Origin of the sequence: Luteimonas sp. RC10, from assembly GCF_014192745.1 — a bacterium.
Lineage (GTDB): Bacteria > Pseudomonadota > Gammaproteobacteria > Xanthomonadales > Xanthomonadaceae > Luteimonas.
In genome coordinates, this window is the sequence record NZ_JACHYJ010000009.1 from 112,715 (window position 1) to 131,524 (window position 18,810).

Genomic DNA, 18,810 nt, shown 5'->3' on the forward strand with positions numbered 1-18,810 from the left:
CGTTCGACTCATCGTTCGGCGGTGAGCACCGCCAGAGGAAACTGCGACCACAGCGCCGTGAGCCGATGCCGCCCGCCTGCCACGACAGTGCCGGCGATCGCATCGCGCCAGCGGCCATCGGGAAGCACGATCGACGTCGCATTCCAGAACCGGGGAATCCATGCCGGCGTGCCCCCCTCGACCCAGGACAATCCGAACGCGCGCGGCACCAGCACTATCAGCGCATCGCCGTCATGCCGTCGTGTACATCCAAGCACCCGATCGGCTGCATCGCCGTCGGCGTACAGCGGGGCATAGTCGCCGTGTGCGAACAGCGCCGGGTGCGCATGACGCAAGGCCAGCAGACATCGCCACAGCCAGGCCTTGGGCCGCCCCTCGCGCCAGTCCGCAACGGGTGCGCGGTCGTCGGCCAGCCACGCGCGGCGCTGGTCGAAGTCCACCGCACGTCGATTGTCGGGATCGACCAGCGACAGATCCCAGCCCTCGCAGCCCTGGTACAGGTCCGGCACGCCTGGCGCGCACAACTGCAACGCGGCCTGCGCGAGACCGACGACCGCGCCCGGTGCAGCCAAACGCTCGGCCGCCTGCGCGAGCACCGCGCGCGCGCTGTCGTCGGCGAGCGCGCAACCGAGCAGCGCCGCCGCCGCGGCCTCGTAGTCGGCATCGGGCCGCGTCCACGACGAGCGCAGCTTGGCTTCACGCAAGGCCTTGACCTGCCAGGCGGCGACGCGCTCGCGCAAGTGCGCGATGCCGGCACTGTCGTCGGCGCGCAACGTGAGCGGCCAGGCGCCGACCAGCGTCTGCCACAGCATCGCGCGGTCGCCACCATCGACCGCCGCGCAGACTTCGACCAGCGAGGACTCGACATCGGCCACGACATCCGCCCACCAGGTGGGTTCGGCGCTCAGCAGCGCCAGCCGCGCCCGGACATCGGCGCCGCGCTTGTGATCGTGGGTCGAGGTCGCCAGCAGCGCCCGCGACCCACGGCGGGCGGCGGCGGCATGGAAGTCCTCGACCGGCAGTGCCAGATGCTGCGGGTGGCTGCCGACCTCGTTGCGCGAGAGCAATACGCCGTGGCGATAGAACGCGGTGTCCTCGACCGATTTCGCATTGAGCGGCGCAGAGAGGTGTTCGCAGCGCAGGCGCAGTGCGCGCGAGGCCGCGCCCGGACGTTGCAAGGCCTCGAGCAGCGCATCGACCGCGGCCGCCAGCACCGGATCGTCGTCGCGCGCGAGCGCGCGCTGCGCGGCGGCCTGCCAGCGCGCCAGGTCGTCGGCGTCGAAGCCGCCCGCATGTGCATAGGTCCGGTAGACCGGGAATTCGCACAGCACGGCGGCCAGCGCCCGGCGCAGCGCCGGCGTTCCCAGTTCGCGCAACGCGGCGTCGCCGGCGACCACGGCGTCGAGCGCGCGACCGGCCCGGTCGGTTTCCGCCGCCAGCGCCCGGTCCAGTTGCTGGTGGCGCGCCAGTCGTTCCTCGGCAGCGAAATCGCCGCTGCGTCCGCTGGCCGCACGCCATTGCGCCTGCAGCGCGGCCTCGCCCTCGCCGGCATGCAGGACGCCGGCGACCTGGTCCATGAAGTCGTAGCCGGTGGTGCCGTCGCAGGCCCAGTCGGCAGGCAGCCCCTCGCCCGGCGCGAGGATCTTCTCGACCAGCAACACTGGTCGCTCGGGCCCCGTGCTCGCCGCATCCAGGGCGCGGCGCAGGCGCCGCAGGTAGCCGCGCGGGTCGGCCAGGCCGTCGACGTGGTCGATACGCACGCCATCGATCGCACCCTCGGCCAGCAGCCGCAGCGGCAACGCATGCACCGCGTCGAAGACCGGCACGTGTTCGATCCGCAGCGCCACCAGCGAAGTGATGTCGAAGAAACGCCGGTAGTTGACGCGATCGAAACCCGTGCGCCACCACGCCAGCCGGTAGGGCTGCGCCAGTGCGAGCGCCTCGAGCCGCGCCGGGTCGGCATTGCAGGCGGCGCACCAGGCGGCGCGGTCGCCTTCCGGCGCGCCCGTCACCGGGAATGGCACCGCGTGATGCACCAACACCGGGCCGCGCGCACCATCCTCGACCTGCAACACGCCATCGGCGATGGCGGCGCGCAGCGGGCGGTCGAGCACCGGCAGCCACAGGCGGCCTTCGCGACCGGGCGCGCGCCAATCGATGTCGAACCAGTCCGCGTGGCGCGACGCACGCCCCTGGGCGAGCACGTCCCACCACCACGGATTGTCCGCGTGCGTGGCCATGTGGTTGGGCACGATGTCGAGCAACAGGCCCAGGCCGGCGTCACGCGCAGTGCGCACCAGCCGCGCGAAGCCGGCCTCGCCGCCGAGCTCGGGGTTGAGACGGGTGGGATCGATCTGGTCGTAGCCGTGCGTCGAGCCGGGCACCGCCATGCCGACCGGCGACAAGTAGAGGTGACTGACGCCGAGCGCGGCGTAGTAATCGACTTGCGCTGCGGCCGCATCGAAGCCGAAGTCGGCATGCAGTTGCAGACGGGCGGTCGCACGCAGCGCGGTCATGGGCATTTCCTTGCGCGATCGAACGCGGCCAGCGCTGCATCCAACGACGCGTCGGGCGCGGGCAGGCGTCGGCGCCAGTTGGGATGGGTGTCGACCGTACCCGGCAGGTTCGGCTGCTCGTCCAGGCCCAGCGCGTCCTCGGCCGGCAGCAGCGCCAGCGGCGATGGCGAGGCGGCGACGAAGGCGCGCCAGGCTGTCGGCCCGGTCGTCCCCAGTGCCTGCGCACAGGCCGCATCGAGCGCGGCGACATCGGCCGCGCGGGCCTGCCGCTGCACGCGCTGGTGCGCCGGCGTCAGACTCCCCAATCGCAGGCGCCAATCGAGATCGCGGCCGCATGCCCAGCCGGCCAGGGTCGGCAGGTCGTGGGTTGTGGTGGTCGCAATCGCTTCGCGGCGCCAGCGCGACGGCGGCAGGAAGGCGCCATCGGCGTCGCGGGTGAACGGCAGTACGTCGATGCCGAGCACGCCGCGACGGGCGAGCGTGTCGCGGATGCCGGGCGGCACCACGCCCAGGTCCTCGCCGATGACGATGCAGCGATGGCGCCAGGACGCCAGCACGACCAGATTGAGCAGGTCGTCCAGCGGACAGCGCAGGTAGGCACCGGCGGACGAGGGCGCGCCGCGCGGCACCACCCACAGGCGCATCAGGCCGAGGATGTGGTCGATGCGGATGCCGCCGCGGCCGCGCATCGTCGCATCGAGCAACGCGCGAAACGGCGCGAAGCCGTGGCGTCGCAAAGCGTTGGGGGCGTAGCTGGTGACGCCCCAGACCTGGCCCTCGGCGTTGAAGGCGTCGGGTGGCGCGCCGAGTTCGAGCCCCTGCAGCACCGCGTCCGGCCAGGCGGCGGCCTCGGCGCCGGCCGGATCGAAGCCGACCGCGAGATCGGCGATCAGCCCCAGGCCCATGCCGCGCTGGCGAGCGGCGTTCTGCACGACGTCCCAGCTCCCGGCCGCCAGCCATTGCGCGAAGCGATGCAGCGACGGATCGTCATCGCCGAAGTCGGCGGCAGCGTGCGCGGCGAAGGCATCGAGCGCTGGACCGCCTGCGGCTTCGAACTGCGTCAATGCCGCACGGGCGGTCTCGGGCAGTCGATCGCGCGCCTCATGCAGCGCTCGCAGCCGGCGCCAGCGCAGCCCGGCCGCGGTCGGCCAGTCGACGAGATCCGCGTCCGCACCGTCGGTCGCGGGCAGCGCCAGCGCTGCACACAGCGCGCGGACGGTGTCATCGCCGAGCACCAGGGCCGGTGCGGCGTGGACCGGATCGAAAAAGCGCCGATCGCTGGGCGAATACGGGCTGTAGAGGCCGCCCGGCGGTCGCGCGGCATGCACCGGGCTGAGCGCCAGCGCATCGCCGCCAGCGGCCGCGACCCGCTGCGCCCAGTCGAGCACGCCGGCAGCGTCGCCGACGCCGCCGTCGTCCACCGCGCGCGTGCCGTAGACCTGCAGCCCGACGCCCCAGGCACGCGGTGCGGCGATACCGAGCGCGTCAGCGACGCCGAAGCAGCGCGTCGGCGCGACCGCCAACGTGTGTGTGCGCCCTTGCCAGACATACCGCCAGTCGCCGGGCCGCGCCGGTGCGCGTGCGCGGCCATCCGCCGCGATAGTGACCACGCAGTCGTCGCCGTCCTCGTGGGTCAGGGCAAGCGTGGCCCCGGCCGGCAAGCGACAGACCATGCCGGCCTCGGCGGTCGCCAGCGGCGGCATTGCGTCGGCGGCGGCGCATGCGCGGCGCGCCGCGTCGATCGCCGCCGGCGTGTGGGTCCGCAGGCCCTGCGCCGCGAGGATCGCGCGCAGCGCGCCGTCGTCGACGGTGCGCGCGCGGCCGGCGGCGTCCTCCCACGTCCGACACAGTCCGGCGGCATCGGCCAACGCATGCAAGGCGGCGCTCATGCCCGTCCCCAGCGCAGCGCCGTGGTGTCGGGCGGCACCTGTGACGCATCGGGGCCGCCGTCGCTGCGATAGTGGCCGAGCGGGGTCGCAAGTCCCGGTTCGAACGCCACCGGCGTCGTGCCCAGATTGCAGACCAGCTCCATGTGCCATGTGCCATCCGACCATGCCGCGCGCACCGCAGCCGGCGCGATGACACGCGCACCCTGCGCGCGCAATGCGCCCAGCCGCGGCACCAGCTGCGTGCGGCGCACCGCCAGCAGGTCGACGAACCAGGCGGCCCATTCGGCGCCCGGCCCGGCCTCGGCCTCGCCCGGGTCCAGGCGCGCCAGTTCGAAGGTCGCGAGCGCATTCGGGTCCGGGATCCGCGCGCGCGCCTGCGGGTCGGCGAAGGCGGCGAACGACGCGAACTCGCGGCGCCGGCCTTCGCGCACCGCGGCATCGAGCGGCGGCGGGAAATCGGTAAAGAACGGAAACGGGGCGGTTGCCCCCCAGGGCTCGCCCATGAAGAACAGCGGCACCATCGGCGTCAGTGCGGTCAGCGCCAACGCCGCGCGCAGCCGCGCGGCCGGCAGCTGCGACGCGAGCCGATCGCCGAACGCCCGGTTGCCGATCTGGTCGTGGTTCTGTGCGAACGCCACGAAATGCTGCGGCGGCACCTGCGCACTGGGCTCGCCGCGCACGAGGCCGCGTGCATCGGCCTGGCCCTGGAAGGCGAACCCCTCGCCGAGCACGCGCGTCAGGTGCGCGGCCGGCGCATCGGCGAACGCGGCGTAGTAGCCCTCGGTCTCGCCGGTCAGCAGCACATGCAAGGCATTGTGGAAGTCGTCGTTCCACTGCGCGTCGTAGCCATCGTCGCCGAGCCACGAGGCGGTGTTGTGTTCGTTCTCCAGCACCAAGTGCACGTGCCGCTGCGCCGGCGTCTCGGCGCGCAACGCAGTGCGCAGGGTCTCGAGGAACGCGGGCGGCGCGATCGCGTGCACGGCGTCGAACCGCAGCCCATCGATGCGGTACTCGTGCAGCCACATGCGCGCGTTGTCGATGAAGAAACGCTGCACGCGGGGCTGGCGGAAATCGATCGCCGCGCCCCACGGCGTCGGCGTGTCGCTGCGGAAGAACGCCGGCGCGTAGGCCGGCAGATGATTGCCGTGCGGACCGAAGTGGTTGTAGACCACGTCGACGAACACCATCAGGCCATGTCCGTGGGCCTCGTCGATCAGCGCACGCAGGTCGTCCGGCGTGCCGTAGGCCGAGGCCGGCGCGTACGGCAGCACGCCGTCGTAGCCCCAGTTGCGCGCACCCGGGAACTCGCCCAGCGGCATCAATTCGATCGCGGTGATGCCAAGCCTCGCCAGCCGCGGCAGCTGCGCACGCACGCCGGCGTGGCCGCCGCAGGCGCCGACGTGCAGTTCGTAGAGCACGGTCTCGTTCCAGGGACGCCCGCACCAGTCGTCGTGGCGCCAGCGGTAGCCCGCCGGATCGACGACCGCGCTGGGACCGTCGATGCCGTCGGGCTGCCAGCGCGAGGCGGGATCGGGCACCAGCGCGTCATCGAGCCGGTAGCGATAGCGCAGGCCGGGCGCGGCGGGCTGGTCGAGCACGAAGCCCCCGTCGCCGTCGGCATGCATCGGCACCGGCGCACCGTCCTCGGGGACGAGCCAGGCCTGCGTACAGGCGGGCGCCCAGATCGAGAACCGCACCGTGCCGTCGGCCTGCAGTTGCGCGCCCCAGGCGCCGGCCAGCGTGCTCACCCGAGGCATTCCAGCCAGATCGTCGCCAGCGGCGGCAGCGTCAGCCGCAGTGACTGTGCATGACCGTGCATGCTCTCGGGGGCGGTGACGACGTTGCCGCCGTTGCCGACATTGCTGCCGCCGTAGTGGGCGCTGTCGGTATTGAGGATCTCGCGCCAGCGCCCGGCATGCGGCACGCCGACCCGATAGCCGTGGTGAACTTCAGGGGTCATGTTGCTGACCACCAGCACCGGACGTCCGCCGCCGGGGCGGTGGCGGAGGAATGCGAACACGCTGTTGGCGTGGTCGTCGCCGACGCTCCAGTCGAAGCCCTCGGGCCGGTCGTCGGCGACATGCAGTGCGGCGTGCGCCCGCAGCAGGGCATTGAGATCACCGACCAGGCGCTGGATCCCGGCATGCCCCGGGTCGTCGAGCAAGTGCCAGTCCAGCGCACCGTCGTGGGCCCACTCGCGGCGCTGGCCGAACTCGCCCCCCATGAACAGCAACTTGCGACCCGGATGCGCCCACATGAAGCCGAAGTAGGCCCGCAGGTTGGCGCGCTGGCGCCAGTCGTCGCCGGGCATCTTCGACAGCAGCGCGCCCTTGCCGTGCACGACCTCGTCGTGCGAAAGCGGCAGCACGAAGCGCTCGGAGAACGCGTACACCATGCCGAAGGTCATCTCGCTGTGGTGGTGCCGACGATGCACCGGGTCGCGCTGCATGTATTGCAGCGTGTCGTGCATCCAGCCCATGTTCCACTTGTGCGAAAAGCCCAGGCCGCCCTCGTCCACCGGCGCGGTCACCCCGTGCCAGGCGGTCGATTCCTCGGCCATGACCCAGACGCCGGGATGGCGGGCGGCCACCTCGGTGTTGAGCCGGCGCAGGAACGCGACCGCCTGCAGGTTCTCGCGCCCGCCGTGTTCGTTGGGCACCCATTCGCCGTCGCCGCGGCTGTAGTCGCGGTAGAGCATCGAGGCGACCGCATCGATGCGCAGCCCGTCGAGATGGAAGCGTTCGATCCACTCCAGCGCGCAGCCGATCAGGTAACCGGAGACCTCGTTGCGGCCATAGTTGTAGATCAGCGTGTTCCAGTCGCGATGCAGGCCTTCGCGTGGATCCGCGTGCTCATAGAGCGCGGTGCCGTCGAAGCCCTGCAGCCCATGCGCATCGTCGGGGAAGTGCGCGCCGACCCAGTCGACGATCACGCCCAGGCCAGCACGATGGCAGGCATCGACGAAGCGGGCGAAGCCGTCGGGCCCGCCGTGGCGCGCGGTCGGCGCATAGAGTCCGGTCGGCTGGTAACCCCAGGAGCCGCCGAACGGGTACTCGCCGACCGGCAGCAGCTCGACATGGGTGAAGCCCAGCCCGGCGACATAGGGCACCAGTTGCGCGGCAAGCGCGTCCCAGTCCAGCGATGCGCCGTCGGACGTCCGCTGCCACGACGCCGCATGGACTTCGTAGATGCTCATCGGCAGGTCGGCCCGTGCACCGCGCTCGGCCATCCAGGCCTGGTCAGTCCACGCAAACGGCCCGTGCTGCGGCACGATCGACGCGGTCGCCGGCGGCAGTTCGGCCTGCCGCGCGAGCGGATCGGCCTTGTGCGCCAGGCGCCGGCCGTCGCCGGTGACGATCGCGAACTTGTAGCGCTGCCCGGCCAGATCCTGCGGCAGGAACAACTCCCACACACCTGCGGTATGCCGCAGGCGCATCGGATGCCGGCGCTCGTCCCAGGCATTGAAGTCGCCGACCAGGGCGACCCGCTGCGCATTGGGGGCCCAGACCGCGAAGCCGGTGCCGGACACGCCATCGAGCGTCCTGGCATGGGCGCCGAGCGCGCGGCGCGTCGCATCGGGATCGCCGTCGCGCAGCGCGTACAGCGTCGCCTCCTCCAACACCGGGCCGAACCGGTACGGGTCCTCGGTGATCTGCACCGCGTTGGGCCATTCGATGCGCAAGCAGTAGCCGGTACCCGGCGCCAGCCGCGCCTCGAACAGGCCGCGCGGATCGCGCGCGTGCATCGGCACCAGCACCGCGCCAGTCGCGTCGACCAGCGCCGCGCCATGTGCACCGGGCAACAGCGCGCGCACCGTCATGTCGCCATCGGCCTCGACGTGCGGGCCGAGCAGCGCGAACGCATCGGCGGCGCAGGCCTCGAGCAATGCGTCGACTTCTGGCCCCAGCTCGTCCGAGGCATGCGCCGGAGGGTGGCCGGCGCTGGCAGATTCGCTCATGCGGCGCGTGCCGCGGTACGCGCGTAGAGGTCGGCGTAGCGCTGGCCGGCGTGCTCCCAGCCCGAGGGCACCAGCATCGCGGCGCGACGCATCGCCGACATCAGGCCTGGCAGTCGCCAGGTCCGGAACGCGCGTCCGACACAACGCCGCAGCGCATCGGCCGACGGCTCGGCGAACAGGAAGCCGGTCACGCCGTCGTCGACGGTGTCGATCAACCCGCCGGTGGCATGCGCGATCGGCAGGCTGCCGAACCGCTGGGCGTACATCTGGCTCAGCCCGCAAGGCTCAAAGCGCGAGGGCATCAGCAGAAAATCGGATGCGGCATAGACGCGCCGCGCCAGGCGCTCCTCGAAGCCGATCATCGCCGCCATGTGCGCCGGATAGCGGCCACACAGCGTGCGCACCGAGCGCTCGATCTGCCGCTCGCCCTGGCCGACGAACACGATCTGGCCGCCGGCGGCGGCGATCTGCGGCGCCACCTCGACCACCAGGTCCATGCCTTTCTGGTGCACCAGCCGCGACACCACCGCAAACAGCGGTCCGCGGCTCTGCGGCAGATGGAACTCGCGCCGCACCTGCTCGGCGTTGACGTTCTTGCCCTGCCACTGGTTGACGCTGAAGTGCACCGGCAGATGCGCATCGGTGCGCGGATCGTAGCTGGCGTCCACGCCGTTGATGATCCCGCTCAGGCGCCCGGCCGCGGCCCGGCGTGCGAGCAACGCATCGAGCCCGCAGCCCAGCTCCGGGCCGGTGATCTGGCGCGCGTAGCTCACGCTCACGGTGTTGACCTGGTCGGCATGCACGATGCCGGCCTGCAGGAACGACAGCCGGCCATAGAAATCCAGCGCCGGCGCGGCGGCCTCGGGAATGCCCAACTGTGGCGCCATCGTCGCCGGAAACAGGCCCTGGTAAGCGAGGTTGTGGATCGTCAGCAGGCTGGGAACCGCGATCCCCTCCCAGCGCAGGTAACCGGCGGCGAGTGCACACGGCCAGTCGTTGAGATGCAGCAACCGCGGCGTCCAATCCAGGCCAGCGCGGCCGGCGGCGATCTGCGCGGCGGCATGCGACAGGGTCGCGAAGCGCACTGCGTTGTCGTCCCAGTCGGTGCCGGCATCCGAGACATAGGGCGAGCCCTCGCGCTCGAACAGCGCGGCGTTGAGCAGCACGTAGACCGGCAGCCCGTCGGCCTGGCGCACCAGGCCGATGCGGCAGGCCGGCAATGCGGCGCGGCCGGCGATCTCGCCGACGATCTCCAGCGCGCCGGCCTTCTCCAGCACCGCCGGGTAGCCCGGAATCAGCACCCGCACGTCGTAGCGCGCCCGCAATGCGCGAGGCAGTGCTGCGGCCACCTCGCCCAGGCCACCGGCCTTGACGAAGTCGCTCATCTCCGACGTCACGAACAGCGAGGGTTGTCGCACTGGCGCGGTGACCGCAATCCGGGCGGTCGGGGCGGAACGGGCGAACCGGCCGCGTGCATCGCGTTGGCGCTGCAAGCCGCGAACGGTCTTGGCGCGGACCACGGGTCCTGGGTGGTCGATGGGCTGAGGCATGACGAAGTCCGATAAGCGTGGCGACGAACGGCCGTCATACGGCGCGCTGCCCGGGCAGGGCGGCGATCCATGGCGGGATGGCGTGTGGGGGAGTCACCGGCGACGGGACGATCGTCCCGGCCTGGCATCCACTATGGGAATGCGCCAATAAAAGCGTCGTGAAGCGGGCATGGCCGCGATGTGACGCCAGGGACGAACTTTCGCCATCGCGAGCGCAGGCAACGCGCACGACGATGCGATGAATGCGCTGTGGGGGCGCGATCCGTCAACGCTGCGCCAGAATCGCGCACGCGGATCGATCGCGTTTCCGCCTGTCGATCTACAGGCCGGTTGCCTCGACACTGCGAGGCGCTGCATGACCGAGGGCGCGGGCGCAAGGCCGGTCGAGCATCTCAGTCGACGTGCGTGTTCGCACCGGGCGCGCGACGTGCCGGCGTCGCCGTCGATACCGGCACCACCTGCACCTCGGCCTGCGTGGACGGCACACCGCTCGCGCCGACCTGCGAACCTTCCACCAGTTGCGTGCCGTGTTCGCTCGATTGACTGACGATGCGCACCAGCTCGCTCGACCCGTCCGGCCAGACCACACGGAATGTGGCCCCGGGCGGCAATGTCCGGAACGGGGTCGGGCTCTGCGCGCGATACAACGCGGCCACCTGCGCGGCGCCGAGGCGGCGCTGCTCGGGCGGCGCCTCGATGGTGGTCTCGGCGACCTCGGCCAGACCACCGTAATGGTCGCCGATCGCATCGACGACCACGCCTGCGACCGCGACCGAGTAGCCGAAGAAGACCGCAGCCCAGAACCAGAACCGTACCCTGCGCGAAAACGCCCGCTGCTTCATTTCGTCACCATCCCGACCTGCTGGTCGCGTCGTAGTTCAGCTGTCATCTCTTCGATCTGTTCGGCGTCCTGCGGCGGCGACGCCTCCCGGACGAACGCCGAGAAATCCTGGCTCTCATCCTGGGCGCAGATGCCACCCTCGGCGCAGTACCGGGTCATCAGCGCCCCGTCGCCGCTGCAATCCAGGCCCAGGCCGCAGGCCGCGTTGTGCCAGGCGGTCTCCGCGTTCTGGGAGCCGGCCACACGACCGGCCAGCGCCGGATCCCCGGCCGCCGCCTCGCCCATCGCCGGGGCCAGCGCGGTGTAGGCGTCCGGGTCGGCCGATTCGAGCACGCGGTCGACCAGCCCGCGGCGATAGTCCTCGTCGTCGGCCAGCGGCGCGCCCATCGACAGCAACGCTGCCTCGGCCGGCAGGCTGCCGGCCAGCGCCGCCTCGCGCCGTTGTTCCACCAATTGCACGAAACTCGGCGCGTCGTCGGCGACGAAGCGGCCGCAGCGGCGCTCGATCCGGGCGCGCGCCTCGCGCAGCGGGCGTGCGGCCGGCAGGGGCAGACTGGCAAGCAGCAAGGTGTCGCGCGCGTAGTCGACCGGCGCCCGGGCATAGCCGGCGCAGTACTCATGGATCCGGCTGACCAGCCAGCGCGCCTCGGCGTCGCCGCGCTCGGACAGCGGCAGCAATCGCTGGGCGAGTGCGAACAGATCCTGCGATCGCTCGAACGCCTGCCGGGGCGAGACCGGGACCGCCGAGGCCACACGCTGCGAGGTGGCATGGCGCGTCGTCCGGCCCAACCGTTGGGTCGTCTTCGTCGCAACCCCAGGCGCCCGCGACATGGCGAATGCATCGCCAACCGGCGCCGCATCACGGCTCCGGTTCGCAGCAGCCGGTGCATCGGCACGCGAGAACGCCAGCGCCAGGACCACGGCGGCGACAAGCACGAGGACGGCGGCGACTCTCAGATGCAAGGCGGGCTTCCGACAGGTCCGGGCAGGAGCGGGATCGCCCACGCCGAGCCATTCGACCTGGGCGGCAATGCCGCCGGCGCGCGCAGAACCGGGCGGGGACGCGATTGTAGCCCATCGCGGCAGGCCGCCCGGGCGGGCTCCCGGAAGCAATCTGTGACTGCCATCACGTCATCGCGCGCGGGCTCACCCGCCTCGCAGGGCCGACCTCCGTGGTGGCGTCCGGCGCTCCTTTTGAGACGCGCGTTGACGTGCCGCATGCACCCGCCGGCCGCAAGGTGAGGTGCCGCCCATTCTCGGAGCCCGCCATGCGCCCCACGCCGTTCGTGCGTCCGCTTGCCGCCGCCCTCGCCTCGTTGCTCCTGTTCGCTGCCGCCGGCTGCGACCGCCGCGACCAGCAGGAAGCACTGTCGACCGACCCGCAGACTGTGCCGCCGCCCGACCACGCGGCCACCCGCAATCCGGACGCGGGCGCAGGCGTCACGGCCCAGGACGTGGACGGCGACCGCACCGCCGCGCCCCCGGCCGACAGCGTCGAGCAGGGCCCCCTGTCGGAACCCGTTGGCGACCCCGCACCGCCGCCGCCCGACCCGCCGCCGGCCCCTTGAGCGACACCGCGGCCTTTACGCGCCGGGACATGGGACCGAAGATGCCGGCCCCACGTCGCGGAAATTCACCATGCCTCACCTCGAACTGAGCCTGCGCTGCAGCGAAGCCGAGCAGCCACGCTATGCGCGCGCGCTCGAAGACGTGGGGGCCCTGGCGGTGACGATGCTCGACGCCGACGCCGATACCTCCAACGAGCAGGCGATCCTGGAGCCGGGCGTCGGCGAGACACCGTTGTGGAACTCCGTGGTGCTGACCGCGTTGTTCGAGGTCGACACCGACGCGCTGGCGCTGCTGGCCGCGCTCGAGTCCTTCGACGGCGGGCTCGACTGGACCCGCGCCGGCTTTGCCAAGGTCGAGGACCAGGACTGGGAGCGGGCCTGGATGGACCAGTACGTACCGCTGCGCTTCGGCGCGCGCACCTGGATCGTGCCGTGGAACAGCGAGGTGCCCGAGGAGGCGGGCGACGAGGCGGCGATCGTCCGCCTCGATCCCGGCCTGGCCTTCGGCTCGGGCACCCATCCCACGACCTCGCTGTGCCTGCAGTGGCTCGATGGATTGGCCGCCGATGGCGTGCTCGACGGCTGCACCGTGCTCGACTACGGCTGCGGCAGCGGCATCCTCGCGCTCGCCGCGCTCAAGCTGGGCGCCGCGCAGGCGATCGGCGTCGACAACGATCCGCAGGCCCTCCAGGCCTCGGGCGACAACGCCGCACGCAACGGCGTGGACGCGGCGCTGACGGTCTTCCTGCCCAGCGACGCGCCGCAGGCGAGCTATCCGGTGGTGGTCGCCAACATCCTGGCCACCGCGCTCGATGCGCTGGCCGAGACGCTGGCCGAGCGCGTCGCCCCGGGTGGGCGGATCGCGCTGTCGGGCATTCTCGACGGCCAGGAAGAAGCGCTGCTGCGACGCTACCGCCCCTGGTTCGAGCAGTTGGCGGTCGCGCGCGAAGGCGACTGGGTGCGCATCGACGGCGTGCGGCGCTGAGCCCGCATCCGCGCAAGCCCATGCTTCAATAGCCGGATGTTCATCCATTGCCGGCACTGCGGCGACCTGGTCGCCACCGACCGGGCGACCGGCCTGCCACCGGCGCGCTGCCCGCGTTGCGCCGGCGCCTTGCATGCCGCCGCCCCGTCCGAGCCGACGGTCTCGGTAGCCAGCCTGCTCAGACCGCGCCCCGAACCCGCGGCGCCGCCGACTGCAGTCACGGCCACCGCGCCGCCACCCGCGTCCGCCGCCGAGCCGACGCGCGAGGCGTCCTCCCCGCCCCTGGACGACACGCCGCGCACCGTCCCGAGTTTCGCCCGTTCGCGTGCCGCCGCTGCCCCGCCCCGCGCACGGCGATGGCTGTGGGTCGCCGCTGTCGGGCTGGCCCTGCTGCTGGTCCTGCAGGGCCTGCTCGCCGAGCGCGCGCGACTGGCCGCCCAGCCGGCCTGGCGGCCCGCGCTGGAAGCGGTGTGCGGCGCGCTGCGCTGCGTGCTGCCGCCCTGGCGCGAGCCCGCGGCGCTGGTGCTGCTCGCGCGCGATGTCCGCGCCAAGCCCGAGGATCCGACCCGTCTGCAGGTCAGCGCAACCTTTCGCAACGACGCACGCTGGCCGCAAGCCTGGCCACAGCTGCGGCTGGTGCTGTCAGACATCGATGGCCACGTGATCGGCAGCCGCGTATTCACCGTTGACGAGTATCTGGGTGGCGCACCGCCGGCGCCGACGCTCGCACCCGGCGCCACTGCGCACGTCCGCCTGACGCTCGAAGAGCCCGGGCCTGGCGCGGTGTCGTTCGCCTTCGAACTGCTGTAGACCGGCCTCTACCGCTGGTCGGCGCGTTTGTCCGGTCGCCGCGCCGCGCGATAGACTCACCCAGCCGCCATGCCCGCGCTGCCGACGCCACCCGCCGTCGGCGCTTTATATTCGCTCGAGAGCCGCCTTGAACGCAGACCGATCCGACAGCAGCATGCGCGAGGCGCCACGGACCCCGCTGCGCGAGCATGTCGCCACGTCGATCCAGCGCTACCTGGGCGATCTCAACGGCAACGACACCGACAACCTCTACGAGGTCGCACTGCGCGAGTTGGAGATTCCGCTGTTTGCCGAAGTGCTCAATTTCTGCGATGGCAACCAGAGCCGGGCAGCCGCGATGCTGGGCATCCATCGCGCGACGCTGCGCAAGAAGCTGCGCGAGTACGGGTTGACGCAGTAACGCCGCCCGCGCAGGGCGCGCTGGCCGCCGCCGCTATAATCGCGGGCTCTTTCCGCTCCGCAGCCACCCCATGACCGTCTCCGCTTCGTCCGGCGCGCCCGTGCAGATCCGCCGCGCCCTGCTGTCCGTTTCCGACAAGACCGGCCTGCTCGACCTGGCCCGCGCGCTGGCTGCGCGCGATGTCGAACTGCTGTCGACCGGCGGCACCGCGAAGGCGCTGCGCGAGGCCGGACTGGCGGTGCGCGACGTCAGCGACGTCACCGGCTTTCCGGAGATCATGGACGGACGCGTCAAGACCCTGCACCCCAAGGTCCATGGCGGCTTGCTGGGGCGGCGCGGCACCGACGATGCGGTGATGGCCGAGCACGGCATCGAGGCGATCGACCTGCTGGTGCTCAACCTCTATCCGTTCGAGCGCGTGGCCTTTGCCACCGATGCGAAGTTCGACGACATCGTCGAGAACATCGACATCGGCGGGCCGGCGATGCTGCGCGCGGCCGCGAAGAACTTCGCGCACGTCGCGGTCGCGACCGACCCGGCGCAGTACCCCGCGCTGATCCAGGAACTCGACGCCCACGACGGCGCGCTGTCGGCCGCGACCCGGTTCGCGCTGTCGGTCGCCGCGTTCAACCGCGTCGCCCAGTACGACGCGCGCATCAGCGACGTGCTGTCGGCGATCGCCGAGCCGTCGGATGCCGGCGCGGCCAAGCGCGCGCCGTTCGGCGGCCAGAGCAACGGCAACTTCGTCAAGGTCATGGACCTGCGTTATGGCGAGAACCCGCACCAGCAGGCCGCGTTCTACCGCGATCTGTATCCGGTGCCCGGCACGCTGGCGACCTTCACCCAGTTGCAGGGCAAGGAGCTGTCGTACAACAACATCGCCGACGCCGATGCTGCGTGGGAATGCGTGCGTCAGTTCGATGCACCGGCCTGCGTGATCGTCAAGCACGCCAATCCCTGCGGCGTCGCCGTCGGCGCGGCCTGCGGCGATGCCTACGAACTGGCCTACGCCACCGATCCGACCTCGGCCTTTGGCGGCATCATCGCGTTCAACCGCAAGCTCGATGCCGCCACGGTAAAGGTCATTCTCGATCGCCAGTTCGTCGAGGTGCTGATCGCACCCGACTTCGATCCCGCCGCGCTCGACTACGCGACCAAGAAGGCCAACGTGCGCGTGCTGCGCATTCCGCACGGCGATGGTCGCAACAACACCGACGTCAAGCGCGTGGGCTCGGGTCTGCTGATGCAGACCGCCGATGTGCGCGAGGTGACCGCCGACGAACTGAAGGTCGTGACCCAGCGCGCGCCCACCAAGGCGCAGCTGGGCGACCTGCTGTTCGCCTGGCGGGTGGCGAAGTTCGTGAAGTCCAATGCGATCGTCTACGCCAAGGACCAGCGCACGATCGGTGTCGGCGCCGGGCAGATGAGCCGGGTGTACTCGGCGCGCATCGCCGGCATCAAGGCGGGCGACGCCGGCCTGGTGGTGCCCGGCTCGGTGATGGCCTCCGATGCGTTCTTCCCGTTCCGCGACGGCATCGACGCCGCGGCCGAAGCCGGCATCACGGCGGTGATCCAGCCCGGCGGCTCGATGCGCGACAACGAGGTGATCGCCGCAGCCGACGAACACGGCATCGCGATGGTGTTCACGGGCGTGCGTCACTTCAGGCATTGATGCCAGCGGGGCTGGCATCAATCCCAAGGTTCGCTGCGCAAACCTCGGGCCCCGGCCAGCGGCGTCCACACCCCCATCCGCGCCGTTGGCGCGGATCGCCCCCTGACTCAGGGGGCTGGCGTCTCCTTGCGCATGTGCGCTCGGCCGACGTTGCATGCCGACGCCGATGCCAGCGGGGCTGGCATCCATCCCAAGGTTCGCTGCGCAAACCTCGGGCCCCGGCCAGCGGCTTCGCTTTCCCTCCGCGCCGATAGCGCGGAGGGGGCTTTCGAGCGCTCACTCCGGCCTCGCGGCACGCGCGCTATGGTCGGCGCCCATCCGCTCATGGAGGTTGCGATGGTGCGTGCGTCCTGGTGTTGCGTTGCGACGAAGATCGGCGGGCCGGCCTTGCTGGCGCTGACATTGTCGGCCTGCGGCCAGGCGCAGCCCCCGGCCGCCGCCGCGCTGCCGGCGACGACGGCCGAGGCGGTGGCCACACCTGCACGTGAGCCGACCCACGTCGACGACATGGCGGCCGACCAGGACGAACCGGTCGGCCTGCCCGGCGGCTGGGTCCGCGACTATCTGGTGACCCAGTACGGCGAACTCGCGCAACTCGTCGGCACCTGGCCGGGCCACCCCGTCGCTGCCGGCCTGGGGGAGGACGCGGCCGAGCGCGAGGTCTGCGCACGTGCCGCGATCGGCACTGCCGACACCCCCGCCGAGCTGGTCGCGGTCTGCGGCGTCCCCGACGGCGCCGGTCATGTCACCGGTGCGCTGGTCGACCTCTTCCTGCTCGAGGCCGGCGACGGCTGTGCCGTGGCCGCGGCCCGGCAGCACCTCACCGACTACGGCAGCAGTGGCGACGTCGCCGACGTGCGCGTGCAACGCTTCGGCGCGGCGCTGTACGGCGTGATGATCGAGGACGGCTTCACCGGCCAGGGCATCACGGTCGGCGCCCGCAGCCTCCTGTTGCCGCACGCGGGCGGCTTCCGCGAAGCGGCGACGGTGCGCAGCAGCGTCGAGCATGCCCAGGCGCCGGACGACGCACTCGATCTCGCCTTCGACCTGGCGGTGGACGACCGCGACCGGAAGGCTCCCGCGTGGCCACTGGTGGTCCGCGAACACGGCGAGGCTTGTGGCCGATACGTGGACCGCGAGTACCGCCTGGCGTTCGACCCGGCCACCTTTACCTGGCCTGTCCCCGCGGCACTGCAGCGCGACAGTTGCGATTGAGTACAGGGCAAATCCACCGCGCCCGCCGCGCAGGGCCGATAGACTAGTCGCCCCTCCGCTTCCCTCGGCTACGCATGAAGAAGGTTCTGGTCATCGGTTCGGGCGGCCGCGAGCACGCGCTGGCCTGGAAGCTCGCACAGTCGCCGCAGGTCGGCGAGGTGCTGGTCGCACCGGGCAACGCGGGCACCGCGCGCGAGGCCGGTTGCCGCAACGTCGATGTCGCCGCCACCGATCTGGACGCATTGCTCGCGCTCGCACGCGACGAGGGCGTGGCCTTCACCGTCGTCGGACCCGAGGCGCCGCTGGTCGCCGGCGTCGTCGACCGTTTCCGCGACGCGGGCCTGCGCATCTTCGGGCCGACCGCCGGCGCCGCGCAGCTCGAGGGCAGCAAGGCGTTCGCGAAGGATTTCCTGGCCCGCCACGGCATCCCGACCGCCGCCTATGCGGTGTTCACCGACGCCGACGCCGCAATCGAATACGTGCGGCAGCACGGCGCGCCGATCGTGGTCAAGGCCGACGGTCTGGCCGCCGGCAAGGGCGTCATCGTCGCCACCACGCTGGACGAGGCGGAAGCGGCGATCCACGACATGCTCTCGAGCAATGCCTTCGGCAGTGCCGGTGCACGCGTGGTGATCGAGGAGTTCCTCGACGGCGAGGAAGCGAGCTTCATTTCGATGGTCGACGGTACGACCGCGCTGCCGATGGCGACCAGCCAGGACCACAAACGCGTCGGCGATGGCGACACCGGCCCCAACACTGGCGGCATGGGCGCCTACTCACCGGCCCCGGTCGTGACCCCGGACGTGCACGCGCGGATCACGCGCGAGGTCGTCGAGCCGACCGTGCGCGGCATGGCCGCCGACGGCGTGCCGTTCACCGGCTTCCTCTACGCCGGGCTGATGATCGATGCCGCCGGCGCGCCGAAGGTCATCGAGTTCAATGTCCGATTCGGCGACCCGGAAACACAACCGGTGATGATGCGGCTGACCTCGGATTTCGCCGCGCTGATCGAAGCCGCGATCGACGGCGCGCTCGATGGGGTGCAGGCGCAGTGGGACCCGCGCCCGGCGCTGGGCGTGGTCATGGCCGCCGAGCACTATCCCGACACGCCGCGCACGGGCGATGCGATCAACACCTGGGACACGCCGCCGTTACCCGACACCAAGGTCTTCCATGCCGGCACCCGGCTCGACGCGCACGGCCAGGCGGTGACCGCGGGCGGGCGCGTGCTGTGCGTCGTCGCGCTCGGTGAGTCTGTGGCCGATGCCCAGCACCGCGCCTACGGCGAGATCGCCGGCATCTCCTGGCCGGGCGAGTTCCATCGCAAGGACATCGGCTGGCGCGCGATCGAACGCGAGCGCAACTAGGGCCCAACCGCCGAACCCGCACGACCGTCCCGCGCCTGC

14 protein-coding genes are annotated in these 18,810 nt (G+C 71.7%); 7 read left to right on the forward strand and 7 right to left on the reverse strand.

What is annotated here, in order from left to right; all coding sequences use genetic code 11:
• Positions 1 to 8: 8 nt before the first annotated feature.
• The 7 genes from treY to FHW73_RS15895 all read right to left on the reverse strand — a co-directional run bounded on the left by treY (position 9) and on the right by FHW73_RS15895 (position 11,543).
• On the reverse strand, positions 9 to 2,516 hold the full coding sequence (gene treY, locus FHW73_RS15865) for a malto-oligosyltrehalose synthase (RefSeq protein ID WP_183427729.1): 2,508 nt from the start codon (positions 2,514 to 2,516) through the stop codon (positions 9 to 11).
• Positions 2,513 to 4,405 (reverse strand): 4-alpha-glucanotransferase, encoded by a 1,893-nt coding sequence (locus FHW73_RS15870; protein ID WP_183427730.1) that lies wholly within the window; start codon positions 4,403 to 4,405, stop codon positions 2,513 to 2,515. The genes treY and FHW73_RS15870 overlap by 4 nt, the downstream gene beginning before the upstream one ends.
• Positions 4,402 to 6,153: a malto-oligosyltrehalose trehalohydrolase gene (gene treZ, locus FHW73_RS15875; RefSeq protein WP_345776201.1), complete on the reverse strand. Its 1,752-nt coding sequence runs from the start codon at positions 6,151 to 6,153 to the stop codon at positions 4,402 to 4,404. Before treZ ends, FHW73_RS15870 begins: the two co-directional genes overlap by 4 nt.
• A complete protein-coding gene (gene glgB, locus FHW73_RS15880) occupies positions 6,150 to 8,363 on the reverse strand; it encodes a 1,4-alpha-glucan branching protein GlgB (RefSeq protein WP_183427732.1) in 2,214 nt (737 codons plus the stop codon). Before glgB ends, treZ begins: the two co-directional genes overlap by 4 nt.
• Positions 8,360 to 9,913, reverse strand: coding sequence for a glycogen synthase GlgA (glgA, locus tag FHW73_RS15885; protein ID WP_183427733.1), 1,554 nt, complete (start codon positions 9,911 to 9,913; stop codon positions 8,360 to 8,362). Before glgA ends, glgB begins: the two co-directional genes overlap by 4 nt.
• Before the next feature lie 392 nt (positions 9,914 to 10,305).
• Positions 10,306 to 10,755: a hypothetical protein gene (locus tag FHW73_RS15890; protein WP_183427734.1), complete on the reverse strand. Its 450-nt coding sequence runs from the start codon at positions 10,753 to 10,755 to the stop codon at positions 10,306 to 10,308.
• Positions 10,752 to 11,543: a hypothetical protein gene (locus FHW73_RS15895; protein WP_255493050.1), complete on the reverse strand. Its 792-nt coding sequence runs from the start codon at positions 11,541 to 11,543 to the stop codon at positions 10,752 to 10,754. The genes FHW73_RS15890 and FHW73_RS15895 overlap by 4 nt, the downstream gene beginning before the upstream one ends.
• A 479-nt stretch (positions 11,544 to 12,022) precedes the next feature.
• Here FHW73_RS15895 and FHW73_RS15900 point away from each other — a divergent pair, with 479 nt between their 5' ends.
• The 7 genes from FHW73_RS15900 (at position 12,023) to purD (ending at position 18,771) form a co-directional block, all read left to right on the forward strand.
• A complete protein-coding gene (locus FHW73_RS15900; protein WP_183427735.1) occupies positions 12,023 to 12,322 on the forward strand; it encodes a hypothetical protein in 300 nt (99 codons plus the stop codon).
• Between the two features lie 70 nt (positions 12,323 to 12,392).
• Positions 12,393 to 13,307, forward strand: a complete 915-nt coding sequence (prmA, locus tag FHW73_RS15905) for a 50S ribosomal protein L11 methyltransferase (protein ID WP_183427736.1) — start codon at positions 12,393 to 12,395, stop codon at positions 13,305 to 13,307.
• A 36-nt stretch (positions 13,308 to 13,343) separates the two neighbouring features.
• Entirely contained in the window at positions 13,344 to 14,117 is a 774-nt protein-coding gene (locus FHW73_RS15910; RefSeq protein WP_183427737.1) for a DUF3426 domain-containing protein, read from the forward strand.
• A 127-nt stretch (positions 14,118 to 14,244) separates the two neighbouring features.
• Complete coding sequence (gene fis, locus FHW73_RS15915) at positions 14,245 to 14,517, forward strand: DNA-binding transcriptional regulator Fis (protein WP_183427738.1); 273 nt, start codon at positions 14,245 to 14,247, stop codon at positions 14,515 to 14,517.
• A 70-nt stretch (positions 14,518 to 14,587) separates the two neighbouring features.
• Positions 14,588 to 16,189, forward strand: a complete 1,602-nt coding sequence (purH, locus tag FHW73_RS15920) for a bifunctional phosphoribosylaminoimidazolecarboxamide formyltransferase/IMP cyclohydrolase (RefSeq protein WP_183427739.1) — start codon at positions 14,588 to 14,590, stop codon at positions 16,187 to 16,189.
• 336 nt (positions 16,190 to 16,525) lie between these two features.
• On the forward strand, positions 16,526 to 17,404 hold the full coding sequence (locus FHW73_RS15925; RefSeq protein ID WP_183427740.1) for a hypothetical protein: 879 nt from the start codon (positions 16,526 to 16,528) through the stop codon (positions 17,402 to 17,404).
• Positions 17,405 to 17,478: 74 nt separating this feature from the next.
• Complete coding sequence (gene purD, locus FHW73_RS15930; RefSeq protein WP_183427741.1) at positions 17,479 to 18,771, forward strand: phosphoribosylamine--glycine ligase; 1,293 nt, start codon at positions 17,479 to 17,481, stop codon at positions 18,769 to 18,771.
• The last annotated feature ends 39 nt before the right edge of the window (positions 18,772 to 18,810 follow it).

What these genes read in the sequence shown, in the direction of transcription:
- treY (WP_183427729.1), bottom strand. Translation starts at nt 2,516, where the DNA reads ATGACCGCGCTGCGTGCGACCGCCCGTCTGCAACTGCATGCCGACTTC.
- FHW73_RS15870 (WP_183427730.1), bottom strand. Translation starts at nt 4,405, where the DNA reads ATGAGCGCCGCCTTGCATGCGTTGGCCGATGCCGCCGGACTGTGTCGG.
- glgB (WP_183427732.1), bottom strand. Translation starts at nt 8,363, where the DNA reads ATGAGCGAATCTGCCAGCGCCGGCCACCCTCCGGCGCATGCCTCGGAC.
- glgA (WP_183427733.1), bottom strand. Translation starts at nt 9,913, where the DNA reads ATGCCTCAGCCCATCGACCACCCAGGACCCGTGGTCCGCGCCAAGACC.
- FHW73_RS15890 (WP_183427734.1), bottom strand. Translation starts at nt 10,755, where the DNA reads ATGAAGCAGCGGGCGTTTTCGCGCAGGGTACGGTTCTGGTTCTGGGCT.
- FHW73_RS15900 (WP_183427735.1), top strand. Translation starts at nt 12,023, where the DNA reads ATGCGCCCCACGCCGTTCGTGCGTCCGCTTGCCGCCGCCCTCGCCTCG.
- prmA (WP_183427736.1), top strand. Translation starts at nt 12,393, where the DNA reads ATGCCTCACCTCGAACTGAGCCTGCGCTGCAGCGAAGCCGAGCAGCCA.
- FHW73_RS15910 (WP_183427737.1), top strand. Translation starts at nt 13,344, where the DNA reads ATGTTCATCCATTGCCGGCACTGCGGCGACCTGGTCGCCACCGACCGG.
- purH (WP_183427739.1), top strand. Translation starts at nt 14,588, where the DNA reads ATGACCGTCTCCGCTTCGTCCGGCGCGCCCGTGCAGATCCGCCGCGCC.
- FHW73_RS15925 (WP_183427740.1), top strand. Translation starts at nt 16,526, where the DNA reads ATGGTGCGTGCGTCCTGGTGTTGCGTTGCGACGAAGATCGGCGGGCCG.
- purD (WP_183427741.1), top strand. Translation starts at nt 17,479, where the DNA reads ATGAAGAAGGTTCTGGTCATCGGTTCGGGCGGCCGCGAGCACGCGCTG.